The organism is Granulosicoccus antarcticus IMCC3135, from assembly GCF_002215215.1.
GTDB classification, from domain to species: Bacteria; Pseudomonadota; Gammaproteobacteria; order Granulosicoccales; family Granulosicoccaceae; genus Granulosicoccus; species Granulosicoccus antarcticus.
Genome location: NZ_CP018632.1, coordinates 3921732 through 3943781, shown reverse-complemented (window position 1 = coordinate 3943781; position 22050 = coordinate 3921732). Strand labels below are relative to the sequence as shown.

Genomic DNA, 22050 nt, shown 5'->3' with positions numbered 1-22050 from the left:
AGCTATAGCAACTCAAAGTAATGGGACAATGATTCAACAGTTTGCGGAAAACTTGACCATAACCGGAGGGATTTTGCTCCTTTGCCTGGTCTATCTACTACTAACCAGAGTGCTTGGGAAGCCGATCTCGGCAACCGGAACCCCCATTACGGTATGGATCTTTGACTTACTGATCTGGCCAATTGGAATCGCCGCATTTTTCGCTGTATTCTCCGGGATACTTCGTCTCACTTCGATCCCGGACACGCTCGTAGAATCACTGTATCTGCAGTCGTTCACGATGAAGATCGCCTGTTTCTGGTTGGTAGCTCGGGGTGTCGATCTCATTATTCTTCAGTGGTACGTGTTTCACCGAACCGGTTTCACAACGCCCGGATTGTTGCGAGGTCTGAACTACGCAGTTTTTGTAGTGGTGGCCTTATGCATTTTTCTACTGAGCATAGGTTATCCCGTTACCGGCTTTCTGGTTTCCACAGGTGTGGTAGCAGGAATTCTGGGATTTGCTTTGCAGGGTACTTTGAGTGATCTGTTTTCCGGGCTAGCATTAAGCGTTGATAAACCGTTTCACATTGGCGAATGGATTGAGCTGGAAGACAAGACCATTGGCCAGGTAATTGATTTGACGTGGCGATCGACACGAATAAAGACATTTAGCAGCACCTTGCTATCAATACCCAACTCGGTCATGGCGACGTCGGCGATCAACAATCTGGATCGCCCCGATAAGATCTACGCGATGTTTTATAAGGTCAGGGTCAGCAATGAAGTTGATCCTAAACTGGTAGTGACCGTTATTTCCACCGCGGTTGGGCATTGTAACTATGTATTGCGAAAGCCTGCCCCGACCGTGCGTTTACTCGACGCTACAGGTGCTCCCTATATCTACTCGGTCTGGGTGCATTTCTCCAGCTATCTTGATCACTTCCGTGGTCAAGAGCACCTGCATATGGACATAAATAGCAGCCTCAAAGCCGCAGGAGTATCTCCAATCGGCGAACTACAAGAAGTAAGGTATTCGCGAGCAACTGCGATGAATCCGATCAGCCCCAGCATTTCAGACACGTTGCGTTCAATCGAGATATTTTCGGAGCTTGACGATACTGAAATTGAACAAATAGCCAGCAGTAGCGACTACATATTAGTCGCGACAGATACAAACTTACTGACAGAAAACACCAGCTCCAGTCATGTGTACGTTGTTGTGAATGGTTCGTTGGAATCGAGCATTAATGTAAGCAACGGCCAGCGTGCCTTGGCTGACCAGCTTAGTGGAGGCGATAGTTTCGGCTGGACTACGATTGTGACAGATGAAAAATCGATCATGACTGTCAGGGCAACATCAGATTCATTAGTTTTAGCCATCGATGCAGAATGTCTCAGGCCAATATTGCATGCCCATGAAGCGCTTCGGCAACAATTCCTGAATCTTGTTACCGAGCGTATAAAGCGGCTCAGCAACGTTCGAAGTGATGCTCTTGAAAAACGCAGATCTTTGTCGCCATCAGAACTTCGCCGTCGTATTGAACGTTTTGTAGCGAGAGGCACAGGCCGTTAATTCAATGCATATGATGCGCGCAGAGCACATAGATTCAACTGACTGGTAACCGCCATACCTGGCCGGTACTTTTGCGATTACAGTGGGAGCAGGGATGGTTATCTGCTCTAGTCCAGCGGCCACAAATTACATTAAGCTTTCCTGATCAACGTGCTTTTTCGAGTATGTCGTTACAAAGCATTTGTACCGTCTGAGATAGCGCGGCGACCAGCGGGCCATAGCCATCATTGATCTGCCTCTCACGATACTCGAACAGATAGGTGTTTTTGGTGGCTCGTTCACTGCGCAGCGTGCTCGTCCATACGCCGCCAAAAACAACACCTCTGCTATCCGCATTTTGGCATTGGCCAATCCCACGCTACCCTGAATCACTTCTTCGTCCGGCACCACTGATCGCAGCATGTACACCTGTTGTTCTGGTTCTTTGGTTGACGCGCAACCCGTTGCAAAAAGCAACATCGATACAGCACCAATTTGCACGCACAACGTCGTTACTGACGATACCCGCCTAGTCATATATTTCATCGTTCAAATCCTTCCCGCTTCACAGCTCCTCGTGGAATTCTGTCGGCTGTTTTCGGGCTAGTGAAGATAAGTTGACTAGGTTTTTCCTTAAGCGAGCTGGCTAGCTGATCAACGGCAATTAGTGTTGTACGTAGCTGATCGAGAGAATCCTGCATCGATCCATACAGTGCAGAATCGGCTGACACATCTGCCAAAACAGTATCCGCACGACGCAATGTCTGCTGGGCTGAATCCATTGTTTCTACCAACTCGGCAATTACGGCATCAACAGGCATCTCGTTCAACTTGTCCAGAGTCTTGCCTACCTTGTTCGTCAGAAGGTCAATTCCACTAGCCTGAGACGGGATAACCAAAGCATCACCTATTTGTTCCAGTTGAGCTTCGCCGACACCGGCTAGTGCTTCAAACGATATGTACTGCGCCCCCGTGACAAGATTGCCCTGTCGCAGCGTGGCGCGCATCCCACGGTGCACTGAGTCTGTAATCCCTTGCAAGGCGCGATCTATATTTTCCTGAGTGTCTTCTCCTATCAGGCGAGCTGGCTCAATTCTCAACCGGATGGGTACTGCAATCTGCTCTCCGGCGGACGGTTCTGCCATTTGCTTCTGATCAAAAATTTCGAATCCAAACTCAGTCACATTCCCAATCTGAAGCCCCCGAAACTCAACCGATGCGTCGATCTGTAGTCCTCTGAGCGAACCGGTGTACATCATGATGAGATCCAACGCATATACATAAGGATTCTGATCAATGCTTTCACGGTCCGGATACAGCTCAAACAGCGCGTTATCGCTAATCGACTCACCTTGTTCTGACCCTTCTGGAATATCGAAAGACACACCACCTACCAGCATTGATTCAAGCGAACCTGTTTCGACTTCAAATCCCGATGCACGGGATTTTATTCTGACCCCACTAGTATTCCAGAATCGCGATTGGGAATTCAGTAGCGTGTGATAGGGCGCCTCTATAAACAGCTGCGCAATCAACTGCTCTGATTCGTGATCGAAATTTACACTCTCAATTTGCCCTACTCGATAATTCTTGTACAACACCGGTTGGCCGATATTCATGTCACTGCCATTTTCACTGCGCAATCGAACCCGCACGCCAGGAGCTGAAGCAGGCGACACAGGAGGTTCTTCCTCACCGATAAAGGTACGTGTTGGTGTGTTACCAACACCTCTGTTAAAGCTTATATAGGCGCCACTCAACAAAGTACCCAGTCCGGATATTCCACTTGCACCAACGCGTGGCCGCACCACCCAGAAGCGAGTATCTTCCTGCAACAACGGCATCACATTGCGTTTCATGCGAGCACGAACCTCCACTGCATCAAGCGATTCATTAAGCGCTACGTCGGTGACTTCTCCAACATCAATACTCAAGTGCCTGATTTTGGTTTTTCCGACAACGATGCCTTCAGCACTCTGGAAGTGAAGCACAACCTCAGAACCTTGCTGTTGATACTCGGTATATACAAACCATGCACCCACCAATAGTGCAAATATGGGAATGAGCCATACCGCTGATATTCGCTTACGCTTAGACACTATTGCCTTATGACTGTTGTTGTCCATCCTACATTTTCACCCTGTCCCAGATTAGCCGCTCATCAAAAGAATTGGCCGCTAGCATGGTCACGGCCACCATTCCTGCAAAACAAACAACCGCAAATCCGGGGAAAATTTGTAAAATCCCGACCAACTGTACCAGCCCCACTAAAATGGCTACTACAAATACATCGACCATCGACCAGGGACCAATCATGTGAGATAAACGGAACAAACGACTACGGCGAACTGCGCTATCAAGATCAATTCCTGCCTGACCCAGAACCACCCAGTAAAGTGCAAGCAGTTTTCCTATTGGCACAACCACGCTGGCTATAAAGATCAACAGTGCGATAGGGTAGGAACCGTGATGCCAAAGAGTGACAACCCCGCCAACTATAGTGCTTTCTTGAGCATCGCCGAGCGTTTCTGTGGTCATGATAGGCAACATGTGCGCAGGGAACATCAATAAGCTGGCCGTAGCGGTCAGTGCTAAAGTACGCTGGCGACTTTGATGTTTGCGCAATCGTAGCAACGTATTACATCGACCACATCGATCCACCTCTATTGGTTCCAAGCGCTCGCAAACGTGGCAAGCCTGAAGACCAGCCTGCCAGGCTTTTCTGGGGGCATCTTTCATCCGGTGACACCAGAGCTGCGTTCGCCGCGATGCACGTGCGGTTCGATCCACTGCCACAGTGGTGGACGATCAAAGTGCCAAAGTGACACCAACGCCAGTACCGCAAACGTCATATAGGACCAAAATCCGACACCCAGAGTTATATCCGCCAGACTCACAATTTTCGTCAGACTGGCCAGAACACCAATCACAAATACATCAACCATGCTCCAGTGTGCCAGGTGATGGCTCCATCGCATCACGGCGGTGGCATAGCGAGGTGCTGTCAAACCAAAATGAAACGGAATAAGCACAGATATATTCAACAACATCAATAGCATCGGAAACACAAGCGTTAACAATACAATGCTTGCTGCAATCTCCGGCCTGCCATTTTCATACATTGTCTCTGGTAGCGTTATCAAGGATAGTTGATGCCCTAATCCATTCGCCTCAAGAGTCAGAAACGGATACACATAGGCTAGCGCAAGCATGACAATAGAGGCCAGCGCGCATGCCAGCGACAATCCTGAACCGAAGGAGGAGCGCACAGCCAGTACCGCACCGCAGGAAATACATGTTGCCTGTTCTCCCTCTCCAAGTTCTGGGATGTTGATCAGCACATCACATTGTTGACACGCTACTTGTATCCCAACTCCATTGTCAGTGTGTGTTTCATCGTGGCTAATGTTCAGAGCTTTCGTCACAAATCTTCTGTTCCATCATCTTTATGGTGGGCTAGGGCTCGACCATACTATTTGGTTTGCCGCTCTTCTATTATCAGCTACTGGCAAGTATCAAGCGAGTAAAAAGGAATTGGAGCGTAGTTGACTAGAGCTACTTACAGGATGCATTCCGATGTCAGAAGGTTACAGTCGGAACAAATTATTTCGGATCTGATGGACATCACTTCTATGACTTCAGGGTTCGCTACTAGTGATTGTGTAGAATATGTCCGTTTATAATGAAGGGGCTTGCCCCGATGTTTCATACGCGGCCTGCGTTGAATTTCCTGGACACTCGAGCAGCTGCCGCATTTGGCAGGCGAGCTTGTGGCATGCCATGCTTTACCTACCACCTTGAAAACAGAGAGAGTCATGCGAGCAGGCGAGAAACCGAGAACACCAACAACCATGCGCGACGTAGCCAAAGCGGCGGGTGTGTCGCGTATGACGGTGTCTCGTGCGCTCAAGAAAAACAGCTCGATTTCTGAAAAAACCCGCGAACATATTCTGGCCATCGTCAAAGAGATGAATTACGTGCCTGATCAGATGGCGGGCAGCCTGAGTACAAAAAAATCCGGTTTTGTGGCCACGCTTCTCCCTTCAGTAAACAATCTTCACTTTGCATTGACCGTACAGGGACTGACTGAAGAGCTGGAGAAGGTGGGCCTGCAGATTTTACTCGGTCATACGGGCTATTCTTCGGAGCGCGAAGAGATCATGATTGAAACCTTGTTGCGAAGGCGTCCTGAAGCCATGGTGCTGTCTTACGATGGACACACAGAACGCACCTTTGAGCTGCTTTCAAGCGTAGATATACCGATCATCGAAATCTGGGAACGTCCTGTTCGCGCCATTGAGCACACAATCGGGTTTTCCAATGAAGAGGCTGCATTTCGCATGACTGAGCAGCTGATTGAGAAAGGCTACCGACATCTTACCTTTCTAGGGGAAAGTGACGACAGCTGGACCCGTGGCGCGGCACGTCGTTCAGGCTTTATTGCGGCGATGAAGGCCGCTGGTCTGGATTCCACGCGCATCGTCCAACATGGGGCACCACCGCTGTCCAGTGAGTTGGGGGCAGAGGCCGCGGCCCGCGTCCTGCAAGTCTGGCCAGACACTGACTGCATTTTTTGCGTGTCAGATATTGCCGCATTTGGTGTCCAGAGCTACCTTCTGGGCAAAGGCATAGCCATTCCTGGACAGATTGCGATTGCAGGTTTTGGCAATTTTGAAGTTTCACGCTTCGCCTCACCGTCCATTTCTACGGTTGTAGTGGATCCTTTGGCTATCGGGCGTGAAACCGGCCGTCTGATTGTCCGCCTGCTGGATGAGAACGCCACAGACAAAAGCCCAACGCATATTGAGGTGCCTGCAGAGCCCGTTTTTCGCGCCAGCAGCTAAGTCGTCAGGTAATTTTCGACGGCACGATTTCCCTAATAACTTGTTGGTATCAATAATGTCCTATGCTAATGTGACCGGTAACAATCGGATAGAAGTAGTGAAACGGAGCGGTTATGCCAAAGATTGTCCTTGAAGGTCTGGTGAAGCGATATGGCAGCATCGAGGTTCTGCACGGCATTGACCTGGAAATGCAGGAGAACGAGTTCACGGTTCTTGTCGGCCCGTCAGGCTGCGGTAAATCGACCACATTGCGCATGATCGCAGGCCTGGAAAGTGTCACTGAGGGGGAGATCTATGTCGATGGCAACCCTGTCAGTCACTTGGAACCCAAGGCACGTGATCTAGCCATGGTATTTCAGGATTACGCGCTGTATCCGCATATGAACGTGGCACAGAACATGTCATTTGCACTGCGACTAAAACGCACCCCCAAAGCTGAGATCAATGAAAAGGTTGGCGCCGTAGCCGCCACATTGGGCCTGACCCCGTATCTGGATCGTAAACCTGGAGCCTTGTCGGGTGGTCAGCGCCAGAGGGTGGCCATGGGGCGCGCACTGACGCGTGATGCGTCTACGTTTCTGTTTGATGAGCCTCTTTCCAATCTCGATGCCAAGCTGCGTGGGGAGATGCGAGCCGAGCTGGCGTTGATGAGCGAGCGGGTGCAGAAGAACATGATTTACGTCACTCATGATCAGATTGAGGCCATGACTCTGGCCGATCGAATTGTGGTGATGAATGCCGGTTATATCCAGCAACAAGGCATTCCTGAGGAGCTGTTTAAAAATCCTGTTAACAAGTTTGTAGCCGGCTTTCTGGGAATGCCCCCCATGAATTTTCTCAACGGTTCGATCTCGCAAAAAGCCGACAAGTGCTTTGTTGAGGGAAAGGGGTTCTGTGTCGAGTTGCCACCGGAGAAAGCCGCAGCTGTCCTGGCGCATTCGACACAGCAGGTCACGTTGGGGATTAGGCCCTCGGACCTGGTCTATGACCTGGAGGCGGCTGCAACAAGTTCGCTGTCACTGAGCATTGTTGTCTCTGAATACATCGGCGCTCAGACAGTGCTGCTGTGTGATTGTGGCGGTCAAAAAGTGGAGGTTGAACTGAAATCGACCATTCCGATTGATCGTTCCGGCCAATTACGCTTTGCCATCAACCCCGAAGGTATTCACCTGTTCGATCAAGACACTGAAGTTGCCCTTTGATCGATTCACCACCTTGTCAGTCCCACGGAGAAGAGAAATGCTGAAGATAATAAAACCACTCGCAAGTTCGGTTGCGGGTATCGCACTGAGCGTCACAGCGGCCTTTGCCGGGCCCTATGAGCCCTACGAAGGCACAACGCTGGTGGTGAACTTTCCGGCTCATCCGCATTACGATGCTGTGCGACGTGTTTTACCGGAATTCACCAAAGAGACTGGTATTCAGGTTGAAGTTGATCAGCTTCAGTACCTGAAGATGCGTGAGAAGCAAACCCTGGAACTGACAAAGAACAAAGGCGATTACGATCTGATGGCCTACGTGGTTTTTTCCAAGGCTGACTATGTTTATGCCGACCAATTGGAAAATCTTGCACGCTATTTCATGAACCCCAAGCTGGTTGACCCCAATTATGATGCGGCTGACCTGGTCGAAGGATATGTGAGCAATATCGGTGTTGCTGGTGGCGAAAAAGGTTATCTGCCAGGAGCGACAGGCTCTTTGTTTGGCCTGCCGTTTGGGGCCGAGACCTCCATTCTTGGTTATCGTACTGACATTTTTGAAAAACATGGACTGACAGTGCCCAGCAATTACGAAGAACTGCTGGATCTAGCCTGCAAGATTCCCGAGCTAGAGCCTGGTATGGGAGGCTTGGCCTCAAGGGCGGCTTCAGGCCATCACGCAAGCCATGCGTTCCTATTACACCTTGCCCCATTGGGCGGTCGTATTTTTGACGACGAATGGAATCCGATCGTCAACAATGCCGAAGGGGTTGCAGCAGCAAACGCTCTGAAAACAATCGTTGATTGCGGCACTGAAGGTGCGGCCACGTTCGGCTTTGCCGAAGCCGGAGCATCCTTTCTGCAAGGCACCTCGGCCATGTTCCTCGACTCTACGGTCTTTGCTGGTCAGGTTAATGATCCTGCCAAATCCAAGGTAGTTGGAAAAGTTGCCTGGGCACCGCATCCTGCGGGCGTGCGTGCAGGCTCTCAGACCGGTGGTTTTGGTATTGGCATTCCTCGTAATGCACAGAACAAAGAAGCCGCCTTTCTGCTTATGCAATGGCTGACATCCAAGAAGGCGGACAAGCTGATCGCATTGGCGGGCGGTAACCCGTCGCGTTACTCGACGCATGCCGATCCGGACGTGAACGCCAAATTCCCGTACATGGCCACCTTTGGTGAAGCACTGAAAAATGCTGATCCTGACTGGCGCCCGATCATTCCAGTCTGGGGGAAAATCAACGCTGACTTAGGCACAACTTTGTCCAAGGTACTGACCGAGGGTGCTGACATTCAGAGCTCACTTGATGGTGTTGCAGAGCGTGCAAGAGCGATTATGGAAGAAGCTGGATATTACTCGTGGCAGTAATCTGAACCAGCGGTGCTCCGCCATGCTGCGGAGCACCAAACCTATTCAACCCTTTAGACAAAAGGCATGTCCTGATGAGTATCGCAATCAAAGCGAACCGGCTCACGCCCTACATGTTCATGGCGCCCGCTGTGATCATTCTGGTGGCAGCCTTGTTATACCCCATTGGATATATGGTGTACGCCAGTTTCCTGGACTGGAGCCCGAGTCAACGAATTGGCCAGGCCGAGTTTATTGGCCTCAGAAATTACGCCAACCTGCTTACGGACGAAGCCTTTCGTGAAAGCTTTTGGGTCACGATCAAATTTGCCGCCGTTGTCGTAACGCTTGAGATGTTCATTGGTGTGGGTCTGGCTCTGCTGCTCGATCGCAACATCAAAGGCATGTCCATGCTGCGAACCATTTTCATTCTGCCGATGATGATTGCCCCCATCGTTGTCGGTCTGATGTGGCGCTATATGTATCATCCTACGGTCGGCATTTTTAACCGCACACTGAAAAGTCTGGGTTTCGAAGAAGGCATACCCTGGCTCTCTGACAGCACCTGGTCTTTCGTGGCTGTTGTGATGGCCGATGTCTGGCAGTGGACGCCATTCATTTTCATATTGTCTCTGGCGGCGATGCAATCATTGCCACGCTCCGTGCTTGAGGCTGCCGAGATTGATGGTGCTAATGAGTGGCAGAAAATCTGGATGATCAAACTACCGCTGATGATGCCGGTGCTGATCGTCACACTGCTATTGCGCCTGATTGATGCGTTCAAGGTGCTTGAAGTCATTCTTGTCCTGACCAACGGCGGACCTGGTTTGTCGACAGAAATAGTGGCCTTGCGTATTTATCGTACAGCTCAGGAATTCCAGGAGCTGGGGCAGGCCGCCGCCATGTCAAATTCATTGTTGATGGTGCTTATGGCGTTAACAATCGGCATGTTTACCTTTAACAAAATACAAGAAAGCCGCGCCGAGCGTATGCGCAACGCCGCAATGAAGGAGGCCACCTGAATGGCTATTCAAAAGGATGCGCAGAACACAGGGTTCTATATGCTCATTGTGATGCTGATCATGATGTCGCTTGGGCCGATTGTTCTCATGTTGGCCACCTCGTTCAAAACCAATGTTGATGTTTATGACAGTGCTGTTTCAGCCTTCTTTTTCACACCAACAATGGCCAACTACGAAACGGTCCTGTGTGACGTGTTGTGGTACGAGCCGGCTCACGTAGAGTTTTGCGATCCAACCTTTGGTCGCTCCCTGGGCAACTCCATTTATGTGGCACTCGTCTCTACCGCTCTGACCCTTTTCATGGGCTGTATGGCAGCCTACGCACTGGTGCGCTTTCGCTTCATGGGGCGCGACACGGTGTCCATGACAACCTTGCTGATGCGGATGGTGCCACCTGCCGTATTGTTGGTACCAGTGTTTGGTATCTGGACATTCCAATATGGCCTGGATGGCACGTATACCGGCATCATTCTGGTTTATACGGCGATGAATTTGCCGTTTGTCATCTGGATTTTGCAATCATTCATCGTGCAGGTTCCTATCCAGCTGGAGGAGGCGGCACGTATGGATGGGGCAAATCCCCTGCAGGTATTTTTCTTTGTTGTCTTGCCTATCATCAAACCCGGGCTTGCGGCGGCTGCGATCTTTACCTTTCGTATCGCCTGGAATGAATTCTTGCTGGGCAACGCACTGCTGGATCGCAACACCCGAACTGTACCCGTGACGATCGTGAATTCGATCACCGAGTACGATATCAATTGGGGCGTCATTATGGCCACGGGTATGTTGCTGGCCATACCTCCCATTATCTTCACCTTTATTGCCTCCAAGCAGATCATTACCGGTATGACCGCAGGTGCGGTGAAAGGCTGATGCTGCACTGGTTACTATCTCCCATTGATCCGACACGTGCTCATGAAATAGGCCTTGCCTTATCCTGGCACGCACGCCTGATGGTGCTGTCCTGGGGGATACTGACACCGACGGCTGTACTGATAGCCAGGTTCTACAAAATCAGGCCTCGACAGAACTGGCCTCAGGATCTGGACAATCGCTTGTGGTGGAATGCTCACTACCTGGGGCAATCCGCATCCTTTGTCATAGCAAGCGTTGCCTTGATACTGATTCTGATATCGCAGCAAAACACAGGTTCGGTGCTTGTACACCGGGTGTTGGGGTACATGATAATGAGCCTGGGGACGCTGCAGATTCTGTCGGGTCTTTTTCGGGGCACCAAGGGTGGGGCTACAGCGCCACAATCCGATGGCAGTCTGCGAGGGGATCACTACGATATGACTCGCCGCCGCCTTGTCTTCGAGCTTGTCCATAAGAGCGTGGGCTATACAACCATTGGCCTGATTGTTGTTGCCTTGCTGTCTGGGCTTTGGGAGGCCAATGCACCACACTGGATGTGGCTGTGCATAGGCGGTTGGTTGTCACTGTTGATCGTTGTCGCGGTATTTTTGCAGCGACGCGGATATGCATACGACACCTATCAGGCGATATGGGGACCAGATTTAGAGCACCCTGGTAATAATATGCCAAAGCAGGGGTTTGGGGTAGTTCGGCCTTCTGAGTGTGCACGGTTCAAGGTGGAAGAAGGTGAGTGAGTCAAAGCTCCAAGGAGGCGACTTCAAATAAGTCGTCAGAAGGCGTCGAGCCAGTTTGGCCAAATACTCACTCCTTGAGTATCGACGCTTACATGAAGATGCAGCTAGGCGAAAAAAGACTAAGGCAGAATTTCAACACGCTTAACTTGCGCATCACTTTCCAGATCGGCAATAAGCTTGCTCAGCTCGGGCACAGCGATCGAGTCTTTAAAAATGACTGTATAAACACTATCCGCTTTCGCTTCAATATCAATCCGCTGTCCCAGTTTTTCAACTCCCTGCTCAATGATAGATTGAGCCTGTTGCAGGCCAACAGCCGTTGACATCTCAACAGACAAACGCATTGACGAGTCAGTAATGTCAGAAGAGCTGAGTACTGAATAGTCATCATTCGATTGACTGAAATACACTTGAAATCCTAATACGGCCACCAACAAACCAGCCAGAGCAGTTGCGCCCCATTGAGTAACGGGTAGAGTCGTTGCAAATTTAAAGAACTCGCCAAGCTGGTTCAGAAGCGATGATGCACCAGAGGCGACAGCATTGGTTTGATGGCTCTCTTCATCAATCCGATTCATCACATTAGCCAGACTTTTATCTACGTCAACATGCGTGCTGTATGCATCCTCAGTTTCAATCTTTACAGTCTCGGACAGTGATTCCAGGAACTGAATTTCACGCTGGCATTCATCGCAATTTTTGATATGACTCGATACGGCCCCTCGCTGACCCTCATCCAATGTCAGGTTTACGTACCAGGGTAGCAATGAGAAAATTTCTTCGTGGTCAGGATGGTTGCTTATTTTATTTGACATATCGATTAATCCTGAAGTGCTATTCGCAACTGACGACGTGCATGGAAGGTTCTGGTTTTAACAGTGTTCTCTGGACACCCGACGATGGTTGCAATTTCTGTAACTGAATAGCCTAGCGCTATCAGTTCCATAACAGCACGATGATTGCTACTGAGTGTGGACAGGGCCTTCTGCATCTGACCAACTTCCATAGCGTTGTTCGTATAGGTTTCCGGATTTACACTTGGCGATGACTCCACCAGTTCCTCCATTTGATAGGTAGGCTCTCTATTTTCTGTATGCCTTGCATTCTTGTTGTAGCTCTTCAGTGAGCGCCTATAGGCAATGCCCAGAATCCATGATGAAACTGTAGATTGCTCTCGGAATTTTGAAGCGCTGGTCCAGACCGCATATAAGGTATCGCAGGCCACCTCATCAGCGGACAGATGATCCTGCAGCATTCTGATCGAGAATTTGTAAATTCGGCTGTGGTACAGACGAAACAATCGCTCAAAAGCCTTTCGGTCTCCATCTGCAACCGCACGAACTAATTCGACGTCTATATCAATCGGCTGGTCCAACGCTATGTAGTTCTCGCTGCCTGAGGTTGCTGCAAGCATATCATCCGCTCAAATATATCTTTTGAATTAGTAGGTACCTGGTGCAGCTGATTCGGTTCAATCCGGAATTACACTATTTTGAAGGCTGATGAATTGAGGCCAGTCCAGGCCTCGAATCGCATCATTGTGCGTAGGTGATGCCATGCGAAATACGTGTATTTCAGACTTTCTAAAAAAATTGCACTGTTAAATGAACCACATCACGCAGGGCCGGTACCTACTGTCGAACCAGTTAATTCCACCCGGATTTGAATGGTTGGGTCAATAGTTGTTGCTGGTCAAGTCGAGCTCACTAAGTCGCCCATTTTCAGTCTGATGATTTCGCTTTATTACTTAAAGAATGCGCCTGAAAGAGGCGAAGTCACATTCTCACAACACATGCATACGGAGATAAATATCATGTCACCCAAAACAAGCCACATGAAGCTTCACTTGTCAATTCTGGCAGCATTCTGTATTTCAGGAAGCGTTTCGCTGTCGGCAATTGCCGCGATATCGACGACAATTATTGGTACTGATCAGAACTCCATCTCAGGAGTGGATGACAATGTGCGAGATTTTCTCTCGGCCAATCGAGGAAGTAATGGGGGAGGAGATCAGAGCCTGCAGGCTGGTGATGCACTAAGTGGCTCTGAAGAATCAGATCTTCTCATTGGCGCGTTGGGAATAGACGTCATGTTGGGCTACGGTGGTGAGGACATCTTGATCGGTGGCACCGAAGATTTTAACCCCTTCAACCGTGACCGGGGATTTGGCGGACAAGGCGAAGATGTATTCATTTGGGCGCCGGGTGACGGTAATGATTTCTTCGACGGCGGTGAAGGTAGTGATGTACTCATGCTGGGTCTGGTCGGTGAGCAAACTGATGACCATGGCAGCGAAATAGGTGCTCCATTTTTTAGTGTGAACCCACCATCAGGCGATGGAAGTCAGGATTTTGATGGCATCTACATCGACCCATCGTCAGGTTTACCCATCGTGGATGTTGCAGGTGGTCCGGGTTTTTGTGAGGTGGTGGATGGGTACAACAATGAAGTCGAAAAATCCGAGCTTTCTGCTTTAGGTCTGGATCATCTGGTTCGTTTCACACTACGTGGTCCTGCCGCAGACTTGGCTAATCCGGATACCGGACTTCGAATAGCGGTACATCTTACCAACACAGAGTATCTGGTGTGTGGCGGTGCGCACATCGGTGAGACGGTGGTACTCGACCTTACAACAAGTCCACCGACGCCCATCGATATTTCGGAAATACCTGCGCAAGCATTCCAGCTCATTCGCTAAACAATCGCATAATTTAATTGGAGTAGAATTTTGATGATTATCAAAAAATCGACACAACCGCGAACATCATTGATTAGCCAGGTTTGTATTTGCACTGCCATGACGCTTTTGCTGGTCGGCTGTAGCGGCTCAGATTCTGAACACGACGGAGTCGAACTTCCGACACAGGAGCCGCCTGAAGGTGTCCCGCCGGGTGAAGAACCACCGGGTCAAGGCGTAGAGCGAGTTGTTTTGCAGGGTAATGACCTTAACAATATTGGCAGTCCACTATTATCACTCAACCCTGATGGACCTGGTGGATCACCGAACCAAAGCTTGCGTAGCGGCGACATTCTCCAGGGGGGAGTCGCTGACGAGGTGATAATCGGTGCGCTTGGAGTTGATGTTTTGCTGGGTGGTGATGGTGATGATGTGCTGATCGGTGGAACTGAAGATTTCAATTCCAGTGTTGATGGCGATGCACTTGGTGCTGATAACCGTGACCGAGCATTTGGTGGAAATGGTGATGATATTTTTATCTGGACACCAGGGGACGGCAGTGATTATTTTGATGGTGGCCCGGGAACTGATGTTGTTGCTTTTGGCCTGCTCGGCGAAGAGCGTGACAGCGACTCTGGTATTTCTGGAGCGCCCTTTTTCAACGTAAATGCTCCTGGTTCAGTCGGTAGTTTTGATTTTGACGGGATTTTTCTCGATCAGAACACGAGATTGCCGACATTAAGTGTTTCCACATCTCCCGGGTTTTGTACGGTACTTGATATTTCAACCAATCCAACAGAGCTGGCAATGCTTTCTCTGGATCACCTGGTACGGTTTGGTTTGCGCGGCGTCGCCAACGCTTTTGATGCCGGTGAACGCGAAGATGATGATGGTCTGCGAGTATCATTGAGTCTTCGCAATGTTGAGTATGTTGTGTGTACAAAGCGTGAAGTAGCTGATGGTGGTGGGGTTGAGAACATTGATGTTCTGGATATCACCACAAACCCACCAACCCTGGTATCTCTGTCTGATCTGCCTGATTTTGTTCAACAGCAGATTCAGTGAAATTAGGGTTCTTTGACAATTAACTAAAGTGCTCACTGCAGGGGTACCATCAGATGGTACCCCTGCAAAGTGCCTGACTACCGAACTATTGTGACAAAGCTTGTGATCGATTGAAAAGAGGATGTAGTGTGTGAAGCTGAGTGCCTCTGGGTATTCGTATTCCAAACCTGAAGCATAAGATGAACTTGCATAGGAGATTCTGATTAACACTTATAACTACCTATTAGCGCTCATGCTGTGTTTTTCCATTTCGGGATGCGTGTCGAACCCCGCATCACCCAAGCCAGTGACCGATGAGACGTTTGGACACTATGATGAGGATCTGGAGCCAAATCTGATTCTGATAACAATGACTCCGGAACGTCATGCATTTTTGACTGGAATGAAATCAGTGCCGATGTCAGGAGATCTACCTCCTCGCTATTCGGATTTTCTCAACCAGATGCAATCCAGATACGGGCTGAAGCGCGTAGCCAACTGGCCATTACCTGCAATCGAGATATTCTGTGTCGTTTTCGAGGTTGAAAATGCCCAGGCGCGGAAAACTATTGTTGCGGCTTTAGAACAGGAGCCGGGGGTAGAAACCGCACAAATAGTGCAAACATTTGAAGTAAAGGCAGAAAACTACAACGATCCTTACTTGGGGCTTCAACACGGGTTCCATTCGCTCCAGGCTATCAGCTCTCATCAATGGTCGCGTGGCAAGGGCGTAACGGTGGCGGTAGTTGATACGGGCATGGATAACACTCACCCTGATCTTGTGTTAAGCAGCGAAGCTACGCGTAATTTTGTTGACAGCGACGACGCTAAATTCCGCTCTGACACTCATGGTACAGCCGTTGGTGGAGTAATTGCTGCTAGTGCCGACAACGATACCGGCATGGTGGGCATAGCGCCTGAGGCAAATTTATTGGCGCTCAAGGCTTGCTGGCATGTAAATCAGGGTGAAAGCAAGGCGCGCTGTAATTCGCTCACTCTGGCGAAAGCGATCAACTATTCGATTTTACAGAATGTGGACATTATCAACCTGAGCCTGACAGGGCCTCCAGATCCTGTGCTGGAACGATTGGTCCTGGCGGCGTTGGAGAGAGGTATCGTCGTTATCGGTGCAGTACCTGCTCATGAAAACAGGGCATTTCCGGTGTCTATTCAAGGAACAATTGCTGTCGATATGCCAGGCAACAAGTCAAAATCGATATCTGCACCCGGACGGCGAGTTCTCAGTACACTTCCTGATAATAAATACGCCTTTTTTGACGGCAGCTCATTTTCCACAGCACACATCACGGGGCTTGCTGCGCTGCTGCGTAGCGTTTCGCCCACATTGTCACCAAGTGAATTACTCGCGTTGCTCGAACTCACGGCAAATCTCGATACAGGCGCAGTTAACGCTTGTCGAGCAGTGGACATGGCAAGACGTCTGAGCGATGAGATAGCAGACCAGGATAACTGTCTTTTAGCACAACAATGATCGTGTGAAACTAGATAGTGCCTGTCCTGAGACTCCTAAATGATTGAGTTAGCAGGAATTTCCACACGGCAGATGCCCAAGATTGAACGCGCCACACGCCCTTCGATCCTGGATCCCTACTTACCCTTCATGGTTCAGGCGCTCGAGCAGTATCCGGATTTGAGTGCCGTACGGTTGCTGGGGATCAATGGTGTGCCGGTACCAGCAGTGATAGAGCATGGCGATAGGATAACACTATCACTGTATATGAAGCTTTTTCCCAGGAACAATCCTCGTTAATGCAACTGCCGGACAATCCGTTTCTCACCGAAGAGCGGCTCGAGGTTCGTGTTCCCAAAACGCCGTATTTGAGACGGCAGGCGAGCAAAGAGCGTGGACAGAACCACCTGCGCGTTGCCGATCCCTGATTCAACCACATGCCGGAAAATGTAAGCCCTGCGCATCGCCTGTAGCAACCATCAACGATGGGAAAAGTTACAAATGAGCGAAGCGCATTCCTGAGAAGTTGTACGTTGATTGGTGTCTTGAAACACACACATACACAAGTTTCCACTCGTCCCGTATTCATCCAACGACACGGCTTCCAATCGGCTTGGCCAGTCTCATTGCATCCATTGTATGAGGGGTAAAAAAATGGCAGATAATAATTCCAAACCAACCACAACAGACGCAGGCATTCCGGTTGCCAGCGATGAACATTCCCTGTCGGTCGGACCTGATGGTCCACTGCTGCTTCAAGATCATTATCTGATCGAGCAGATGGCGAACTTCAACCGGGAAAGGATTCCGGAAAGGCAGCCCCACGCCAAGGGCGGTGGTGCCTTCGGCCACTTCGAGACGACCCATGATGTCAGCCAGTACACCAAGGCGGCGCTTTTTCAGCCCGGGGTCGAGACTGACACTGTCATGCGATTCTCCACGGTGGCGGGAGAGAGAGGCAGTCCGGACACCTGGCGCGATCCACGTGGCTTCTCTGTCAAGTTCTACACGTCAGAAGGTAACTATGACCTGGTGGGAAACAATACACCGGTTTTCTTCATTCGTGATCCGATGAAATTCCAGCATTTCATTCGCTCTCAAAAAAGACGAGCTGCGAACAATCTGCGTGATCACGACATGCAATGGGACTTCTGGACGCTCTCGCCAGAGTCTGCTCATCAGGTCACCTGGCTGATGGGTGACAGGGGTATTCCGAAGAGCTGGCGCCACATGAATGGCTATTCCAGTCATACCTATATGTGGGTAAATGCATCGGGTGAGCGCTTCTGGGTCAAGTACCATTTCAAGACTGATCAAGGTGTCGATCACCTGGTTCAGGAAGAAGCAGATCGTCTTGCAGGTGCCGATGCAGACTATCACCAGCGTGATCTTTTCACGAGCATAGAGCAGGGAGATCATCCCAGTTGGACCCTGCACATTCAGATCATGCCCTTCGAGGAAGCCAAGACCTATCGCTACAACCCATTCGATCTGACCAAGGTCTGGCCACATGCTGACTACCCGTTACACGAGGTTGGGAAGCTGACGCTGAATCGCAATCTGACCGATTACCACTCGGAGAACGAACAGGCAGCGTTTGAACCGAATAACCTGGTTCCCGGTATTGGTCTGAGCCCGGACAAGATGTTGCTGGCACGAGGCTTTTCTTATTCAGATGCTCATCGAGCGCGTTTGGGTGTGAACTATCGACAGATACCGGTCAATCGCCCCAAAGCACCGGTGAACAGTTACTCCAAGGATGGCGCAATGCGTGTCGATAATGTCTCCGATCCTGTGTATGCACCCAACTCCTACGGAGGTCCCAGTGCCGACCCGGAACGCTTCCCCGAAGATGCCGTGTGGGCGTCAAGTGGAGACATGGTGCGCAGCGCCTATACGCTGCGTGAAGACGACGACGATTGGGGACAGGCAGGAACTCTGGTTCGAGAAGTGATGGATGATGCCGCTCGCGATCGCCTGGTCAGCAACGTTGTCGGACACCTGAGCAATGGTGTATCACAGCCGGTGTTGGCGAGAGCACTGGAATACTGGCGCAATATCGACAGTGATGTTGGCGAGCGAATTGCGCAAGGTGTCCAGCAGTCATGAACATGGTCACGAAGTAGCGATTTCGTTCCTATGCTGGAAAGTGCGTTTGAGGTTGTTTTCTGGAGAGCCTCTGCGCACTTTCCACACGTTAATACGATTCAGGCTGGTTTCAATCGTCTGGCGGCCAGTTGCCGTCTGCGTTATCTTCGGCATCGTGCGCGTGTAATACGGCCTCCCTGACATCGTCCGGTAGTTTGTCAAACGCAAGAACGACCTTGCCGTCGTGCACGGCTGAAATTTCATCTGCACTGATACGCTGATCACCAAATCTCTCGATATACACGATGATATGGTCGGTGTGTACCTCGCGGACGGCGCCTATTCCGACCGTTCCTTCATTGATGAAAACCGCGTCTTCACTCTGAATTCTTGTATAGGGCATTGGTGTACCTCTTTATTCGGTGCGCAGGCCATTATCCCTCCAATTGATACCGAATTTGTTGATCGGCTTACCTGTCAAATCCAATTATTGACAATGAACGCTTTTCTTGATTTTCGAGCACAAAGTCGGCATTAAGTGGCTTTATCTGCCTTGAATAGCCTCTGGATGGCGGCCGCTGTACTCATGCGGTACTGACTGGTCTTTACCAGGGGGCTTTGCTTGTTCTGGGAAAAGGTTAGTTTTTTGCCGGAACGACCCTGAAACTGCTGACGTGCATGCTTCCATTGAGGTGATACCCTTGGATACCGCAAATGAACTTGTAGATCGACGGGAAAACAGTCATGGACGAGGATTCGAATACAGATCGCCAGTCAGTATTGCAGCCTGAAAACCGCAACGGCATCAATAGCGATCAGAGGACTGAACATTGGCCACTCGTTTTATTGGGCAGTTGCTTCTTTGCGACGGGTGCCGTAGTGCTGGTTATTTTTCTGCCGGATGCCATTCGCGATGGAGACTACGGTGTTCTATTTTGCCTGCTGTTTTTAATCGCTGGCGCAGGGTTTCTCTATCAAGCGTTCAAAATACATGGAAATTACCGACGATTCGGTTCCACTCAGTTGTTTCTTGATCCGGGCAATCCGGGTGTCGGTGGTCAGCTTGGTGGGCGCTTCAGTTTAATCGCTCAGAATAACAGTGAGATCATCAACTCGACGATACCAAGCTGGGCGACACTTGCCTGTATTCGTAAAAGCAAGGGGGGAAGAAGAAGCCCTACCACTTACGTTGTTTTGTGGCAGGAGAACGTCCCTGTGTATCTGAAGCAGGTGGCCCACGGTGTTGATGCCTCATTCTTGATAGATATTCCAAAGACATGCACAGCAACCAAAAAATTGGACAAGCGTTCGTTCATCATGTGGAAAGTGACGGTTGAGGCTGATTTCAGTTCGGTCAATCCAGGCAAGTTTGAACGTAGTTGGGAAGTTGTTGTTGGCAATAATGGATCTCAAAGTCATGAGATCGACATCCCACAGAGCTTTCTTGAACGGGCAGCACAACAATCGCAAGACTTTGTTGAGGCGGTTGTCCTGGAGCAAGTTTCAATGACTGAAGATTCACATCAGATCAATGTTCACAGCAAAGCGGCACGAGCATCCGATGGCGGAGTAGTGGGGATGGGTTTCGGTGCAATTTCCATTGGTGTCGGCTTTTACATGGCTTCCCAGAATTCCATATTCGGGTATCTGTTCATACTCCTGGGAGCGGCTGTGTTTTTCTTTTCGCTCTATCGTATGGGGAAGATAATAGACGTAAGTATCGACAAACAATCCTGGGAGCTCAAGACACAGGAAAGCTTCTTTGGGTATGTCTATGCCGAGCATCAAGGTGGTCTGTTTGATGCTGATAAATTGGGATTGAAGAAAGTGGATAGCAGAACCAGTCAGAACAAAAAGACGGAGTATTTTGCCGTTGAATATGAAGCCAACGGCAAGACAATAAGGATTGCCGATGAAGTAGTTGGAGAAGATGCCGCGTTGGCATTGATGGATGCAGTGGTTGAGCGTTGTTCCAGATAAATTTGACTGCGCGAATTGGAAGGCATTTCTAGCGACGAAATGAAATTTAATAAGCACATAAATATGGTTATGTCATTATTAAATATGACTAAAAGTAGCCTGTTTAACTCGGAATTCCACGTTATTTTGCGCTGTTCTGCGTGCTAGATGCGATTTTTATACTTTCAACCTCTGAAGCCCTCTCAGCTGAGGGTAGGCCCCTCAGGGGCCTGGACTCCAATGGGCTCGGGGGCTCCCCTCCGAGGCCCTCTCCTCAGGAGTCTTTGCATTTCCAGGCATTTCCAGAAGCGCTAAATGTGGAGTTTGACCATGGTTGTTTCGCAATGGTCGTCGGTATAAGTCAAAGCTGCCGAATGGATCGAGTTCACTTGGAAAAGCAACCTATCATCTGAACGATGTGGCTATGGTGGGTTTCGTCCTTACAGGTCATTCCAGAGAATGCGCATCGAACTCGTTGTGAGCCATGGCAATCAACACGTGAACAAGGCATCGTCATGTCAAACAACGCTATATATCGGAAAACGGTCACTCAGAGGCAAATCCGAATTTCTCCACGCTGCATCAAGTGATTGCTGCTGCGCACGCCGCGTGTCATACGTGCCCAGATACGTCGAAACTGAAGTCGACCAAATCTTGTGTGGAATCTGATTTCAGGCGTCGAAACTCATTCCAGGCAGCAATTGCGAACCTGAAGCCTGAGTCCATATCCAAATGATCGGTCTTTGCATTTAGATGGCTTTGTGAGGCTTTAACAAGCCAGACATGGAAATGCCATTCGTAGTCATACGGTGCCACAGGCTGTAGCCACCAACAAGCAGCCAGAACAGCTAGATTCGATTCTAACAAGGCTTTATCAAATGAAACCTTGAACAGGAACTTGAACAAGACTGTGCAGCTAAGATTCCGACTCGGATGGACCCAATAGTCATCGGTGCACAGCGCATTACAAAACTTGACCAGAACCAGACATCAATTGCATAGCGCCGCATGGCACACAGGTATCACAGGCGCTGAAACGTCAGAATCTGATGATCAACAACAAAGATGTAGACATGTGTGGATATCGGAGAAATTCGGGCCAAATCCTGAGTTTTCGACTGATTCTGGCCCAGCTATCCTTTGTTGCGCATAATGCATATTATGTTAAATTGTATCAATGGTCAGGAGAAAACACTTGCCGATCCCTTACAGGTCCGCTGCTGAATCGACAGAATTTCTCAACCTGGATATCGT

At 49.7% G+C, this 22050-nt stretch carries 21 protein-coding genes; 14 read left to right on the top strand and 7 right to left on the bottom strand.

All coding sequences use genetic code 11. The features are described from left to right. The first annotated feature begins 28 nt into the window (after positions 1-28). Entirely contained in the window at positions 29-1555 is a 1527-nt protein-coding gene (locus IMCC3135_RS17060; protein ID WP_088918710.1) for a mechanosensitive ion channel family protein, read from the top strand. A gap of 126 nt (positions 1556-1681) precedes the next feature. Here the strand turns inward: IMCC3135_RS17060 and IMCC3135_RS17055 are convergent, their stop codons facing one another. From IMCC3135_RS17055 to IMCC3135_RS17040, 4 genes are read right to left on the bottom strand one after another with little or no spacing between them, the layout of a single operon-like run. After that, a complete protein-coding gene (locus IMCC3135_RS17055) occupies positions 1682-2080 on the bottom strand; it encodes a hypothetical protein (protein WP_088918709.1) in 399 nt (132 codons plus the stop codon). Next, entirely contained in the window at positions 2077-3633 is a 1557-nt protein-coding gene (locus tag IMCC3135_RS17050) for a PqiB family protein (protein ID WP_169727478.1), read from the bottom strand. Before IMCC3135_RS17050 ends, IMCC3135_RS17055 begins: the two co-directional genes overlap by 4 nt. 28 nt (positions 3634-3661) lie before the next feature. Then, the gene (locus IMCC3135_RS17045; RefSeq protein ID WP_088918707.1) at positions 3662-4273 is read right to left on the bottom strand and encodes a paraquat-inducible protein A; all 612 of its coding nucleotides are present in this window, start codon (positions 4271-4273) and stop codon (positions 3662-3664) included. After that, positions 4270-4959: a paraquat-inducible protein A gene (locus tag IMCC3135_RS17040; protein WP_205737573.1), complete on the bottom strand. Its 690-nt coding sequence runs from the start codon at positions 4957-4959 to the stop codon at positions 4270-4272. Before IMCC3135_RS17040 ends, IMCC3135_RS17045 begins: the two co-directional genes overlap by 4 nt. Before the next feature lie 426 nt (positions 4960-5385). Here IMCC3135_RS17040 and IMCC3135_RS17035 point away from each other — a divergent pair, with 426 nt between their 5' ends. The 6 genes from IMCC3135_RS17035 (at position 5386) to IMCC3135_RS17010 (ending at position 11557) form a co-directional block, all read left to right on the top strand. Then, entirely contained in the window at positions 5386-6378 is a 993-nt protein-coding gene (locus IMCC3135_RS17035; protein ID WP_088921897.1) for a LacI family DNA-binding transcriptional regulator, read from the top strand. Between the two features lie 113 nt (positions 6379-6491). Beyond that, positions 6492-7580, top strand: coding sequence for an ABC transporter ATP-binding protein (locus IMCC3135_RS17030; RefSeq protein WP_088918705.1), 1089 nt, complete (start codon positions 6492-6494; stop codon positions 7578-7580). 37 nt (positions 7581-7617) lie between these two features. After that, positions 7618-8946, top strand: coding sequence for an extracellular solute-binding protein (locus tag IMCC3135_RS17025; protein WP_088918704.1), 1329 nt, complete (start codon positions 7618-7620; stop codon positions 8944-8946). A gap of 74 nt (positions 8947-9020) precedes the next feature. After that, positions 9021-9947, top strand: coding sequence for a carbohydrate ABC transporter permease (locus IMCC3135_RS17020; protein ID WP_088918703.1), 927 nt, complete (start codon positions 9021-9023; stop codon positions 9945-9947). Beyond that, complete coding sequence (locus IMCC3135_RS17015) at positions 9948-10820, top strand: carbohydrate ABC transporter permease (protein ID WP_088918702.1); 873 nt, start codon at positions 9948-9950, stop codon at positions 10818-10820. After that, positions 10820-11557: a cytochrome b561 domain-containing protein gene (locus tag IMCC3135_RS17010; RefSeq protein WP_088918701.1), complete on the top strand. Its 738-nt coding sequence runs from the start codon at positions 10820-10822 to the stop codon at positions 11555-11557. Before IMCC3135_RS17015 ends, IMCC3135_RS17010 begins: the two co-directional genes overlap by 1 nt. Positions 11558-11676: 119 nt before the next feature. Here IMCC3135_RS17010 and IMCC3135_RS17005 read toward each other — a convergent pair whose 3' ends face one another. Further along, positions 11677-12372 carry an anti-sigma factor family protein gene (locus IMCC3135_RS17005; protein ID WP_088918700.1) on the bottom strand — a complete coding sequence of 232 codons (696 nt, stop codon included), beginning with the start codon at positions 12370-12372 and terminating at the stop codon, positions 11677-11679. A gap of 5 nt (positions 12373-12377) precedes the next feature. Next, positions 12378-12971 (bottom strand): RNA polymerase sigma factor, encoded by a 594-nt coding sequence (locus tag IMCC3135_RS17000; RefSeq protein ID WP_088918699.1) that lies wholly within the window; start codon positions 12969-12971, stop codon positions 12378-12380. A 399-nt stretch (positions 12972-13370) separates the two neighbouring features. Between IMCC3135_RS17000 and IMCC3135_RS16995 the strand changes: the two genes are divergently transcribed. From IMCC3135_RS16995 to IMCC3135_RS16975, 6 genes are all read left to right on the top strand, one after another. Then, positions 13371-14255, top strand: coding sequence for a hypothetical protein (locus IMCC3135_RS16995; protein ID WP_157736058.1), 885 nt, complete (start codon positions 13371-13373; stop codon positions 14253-14255). Between the two features lie 33 nt (positions 14256-14288). Next, complete coding sequence (locus IMCC3135_RS16990) at positions 14289-15299, top strand: calcium-binding protein (protein WP_157736057.1); 1011 nt, start codon at positions 14289-14291, stop codon at positions 15297-15299. Between the two features lie 286 nt (positions 15300-15585). Beyond that, positions 15586-16770: a S8 family serine peptidase gene (locus IMCC3135_RS16985; protein WP_169727477.1), complete on the top strand. Its 1185-nt coding sequence runs from the start codon at positions 15586-15588 to the stop codon at positions 16768-16770. A gap of 39 nt (positions 16771-16809) precedes the next feature. After that, positions 16810-17049 (top strand): hypothetical protein, encoded by a 240-nt coding sequence (locus IMCC3135_RS16980; RefSeq protein ID WP_157736056.1) that lies wholly within the window; start codon positions 16810-16812, stop codon positions 17047-17049. After that, positions 17049-17177: a hypothetical protein gene (locus tag IMCC3135_RS35260; protein WP_257790390.1), complete on the top strand. Its 129-nt coding sequence runs from the start codon at positions 17049-17051 to the stop codon at positions 17175-17177. Before IMCC3135_RS16980 ends, IMCC3135_RS35260 begins: the two co-directional genes overlap by 1 nt. Before the next feature lie 226 nt (positions 17178-17403). Then, entirely contained in the window at positions 17404-18858 is a 1455-nt protein-coding gene (locus IMCC3135_RS16975; protein WP_088918694.1) for a catalase, read from the top strand. Between the two features lie 109 nt (positions 18859-18967). Here the strand turns inward: IMCC3135_RS16975 and IMCC3135_RS16970 are convergent, their stop codons facing one another. Next, positions 18968-19240 carry a hypothetical protein gene (locus tag IMCC3135_RS16970; RefSeq protein ID WP_088918693.1) on the bottom strand — a complete coding sequence of 91 codons (273 nt, stop codon included), beginning with the start codon at positions 19238-19240 and terminating at the stop codon, positions 18968-18970. 341 nt (positions 19241-19581) lie between these two features. On the opposite strand from IMCC3135_RS16970, the gene IMCC3135_RS16965 reads away from it, so the two are divergent. Next, positions 19582-20817 (top strand): hypothetical protein, encoded by a 1236-nt coding sequence (locus IMCC3135_RS16965; protein WP_088918692.1) that lies wholly within the window; start codon positions 19582-19584, stop codon positions 20815-20817. Positions 20818-22050: the final 1233 nt, after the last annotated feature.

What these genes read in the sequence shown, in the direction of transcription:
- IMCC3135_RS17060 (WP_088918710.1), top strand. Translation starts at nt 29, where the DNA reads ATGATTCAACAGTTTGCGGAAAACTTGACCATAACCGGAGGGATTTTG.
- IMCC3135_RS17055 (WP_088918709.1), bottom strand. Translation starts at nt 2,080, where the DNA reads ATGAAATATATGACTAGGCGGGTATCGTCAGTAACGACGTTGTGCGTG.
- IMCC3135_RS17045 (WP_088918707.1), bottom strand. Translation starts at nt 4,273, where the DNA reads ATGAAAGATGCCCCCAGAAAAGCCTGGCAGGCTGGTCTTCAGGCTTGC.
- IMCC3135_RS17035 (WP_088921897.1), top strand. Translation starts at nt 5,386, where the DNA reads ATGCGCGACGTAGCCAAAGCGGCGGGTGTGTCGCGTATGACGGTGTCT.
- IMCC3135_RS17030 (WP_088918705.1), top strand. Translation starts at nt 6,492, where the DNA reads ATGCCAAAGATTGTCCTTGAAGGTCTGGTGAAGCGATATGGCAGCATC.
- IMCC3135_RS17025 (WP_088918704.1), top strand. Translation starts at nt 7,618, where the DNA reads ATGCTGAAGATAATAAAACCACTCGCAAGTTCGGTTGCGGGTATCGCA.
- IMCC3135_RS17020 (WP_088918703.1), top strand. Translation starts at nt 9,021, where the DNA reads ATGAGTATCGCAATCAAAGCGAACCGGCTCACGCCCTACATGTTCATG.
- IMCC3135_RS17015 (WP_088918702.1), top strand. Translation starts at nt 9,948, where the DNA reads ATGGCTATTCAAAAGGATGCGCAGAACACAGGGTTCTATATGCTCATT.
- IMCC3135_RS17010 (WP_088918701.1), top strand. Translation starts at nt 10,820, where the DNA reads ATGCTGCACTGGTTACTATCTCCCATTGATCCGACACGTGCTCATGAA.
- IMCC3135_RS17005 (WP_088918700.1), bottom strand. Translation starts at nt 12,372, where the DNA reads ATGTCAAATAAAATAAGCAACCATCCTGACCACGAAGAAATTTTCTCA.
- IMCC3135_RS17000 (WP_088918699.1), bottom strand. Translation starts at nt 12,971, where the DNA reads ATGCTTGCAGCAACCTCAGGCAGCGAGAACTACATAGCGTTGGACCAG.
- IMCC3135_RS16995 (WP_157736058.1), top strand. Translation starts at nt 13,371, where the DNA reads ATGTCACCCAAAACAAGCCACATGAAGCTTCACTTGTCAATTCTGGCA.
- IMCC3135_RS16990 (WP_157736057.1), top strand. Translation starts at nt 14,289, where the DNA reads ATGATTATCAAAAAATCGACACAACCGCGAACATCATTGATTAGCCAG.
- IMCC3135_RS16980 (WP_157736056.1), top strand. Translation starts at nt 16,810, where the DNA reads ATGATTGAGTTAGCAGGAATTTCCACACGGCAGATGCCCAAGATTGAA.
- IMCC3135_RS35260 (WP_257790390.1), top strand. Translation starts at nt 17,049, where the DNA reads ATGCAACTGCCGGACAATCCGTTTCTCACCGAAGAGCGGCTCGAGGTT.
- IMCC3135_RS16975 (WP_088918694.1), top strand. Translation starts at nt 17,404, where the DNA reads ATGGCAGATAATAATTCCAAACCAACCACAACAGACGCAGGCATTCCG.
- IMCC3135_RS16970 (WP_088918693.1), bottom strand. Translation starts at nt 19,240, where the DNA reads ATGCCCTATACAAGAATTCAGAGTGAAGACGCGGTTTTCATCAATGAA.
- IMCC3135_RS16965 (WP_088918692.1), top strand. Translation starts at nt 19,582, where the DNA reads ATGGACGAGGATTCGAATACAGATCGCCAGTCAGTATTGCAGCCTGAA.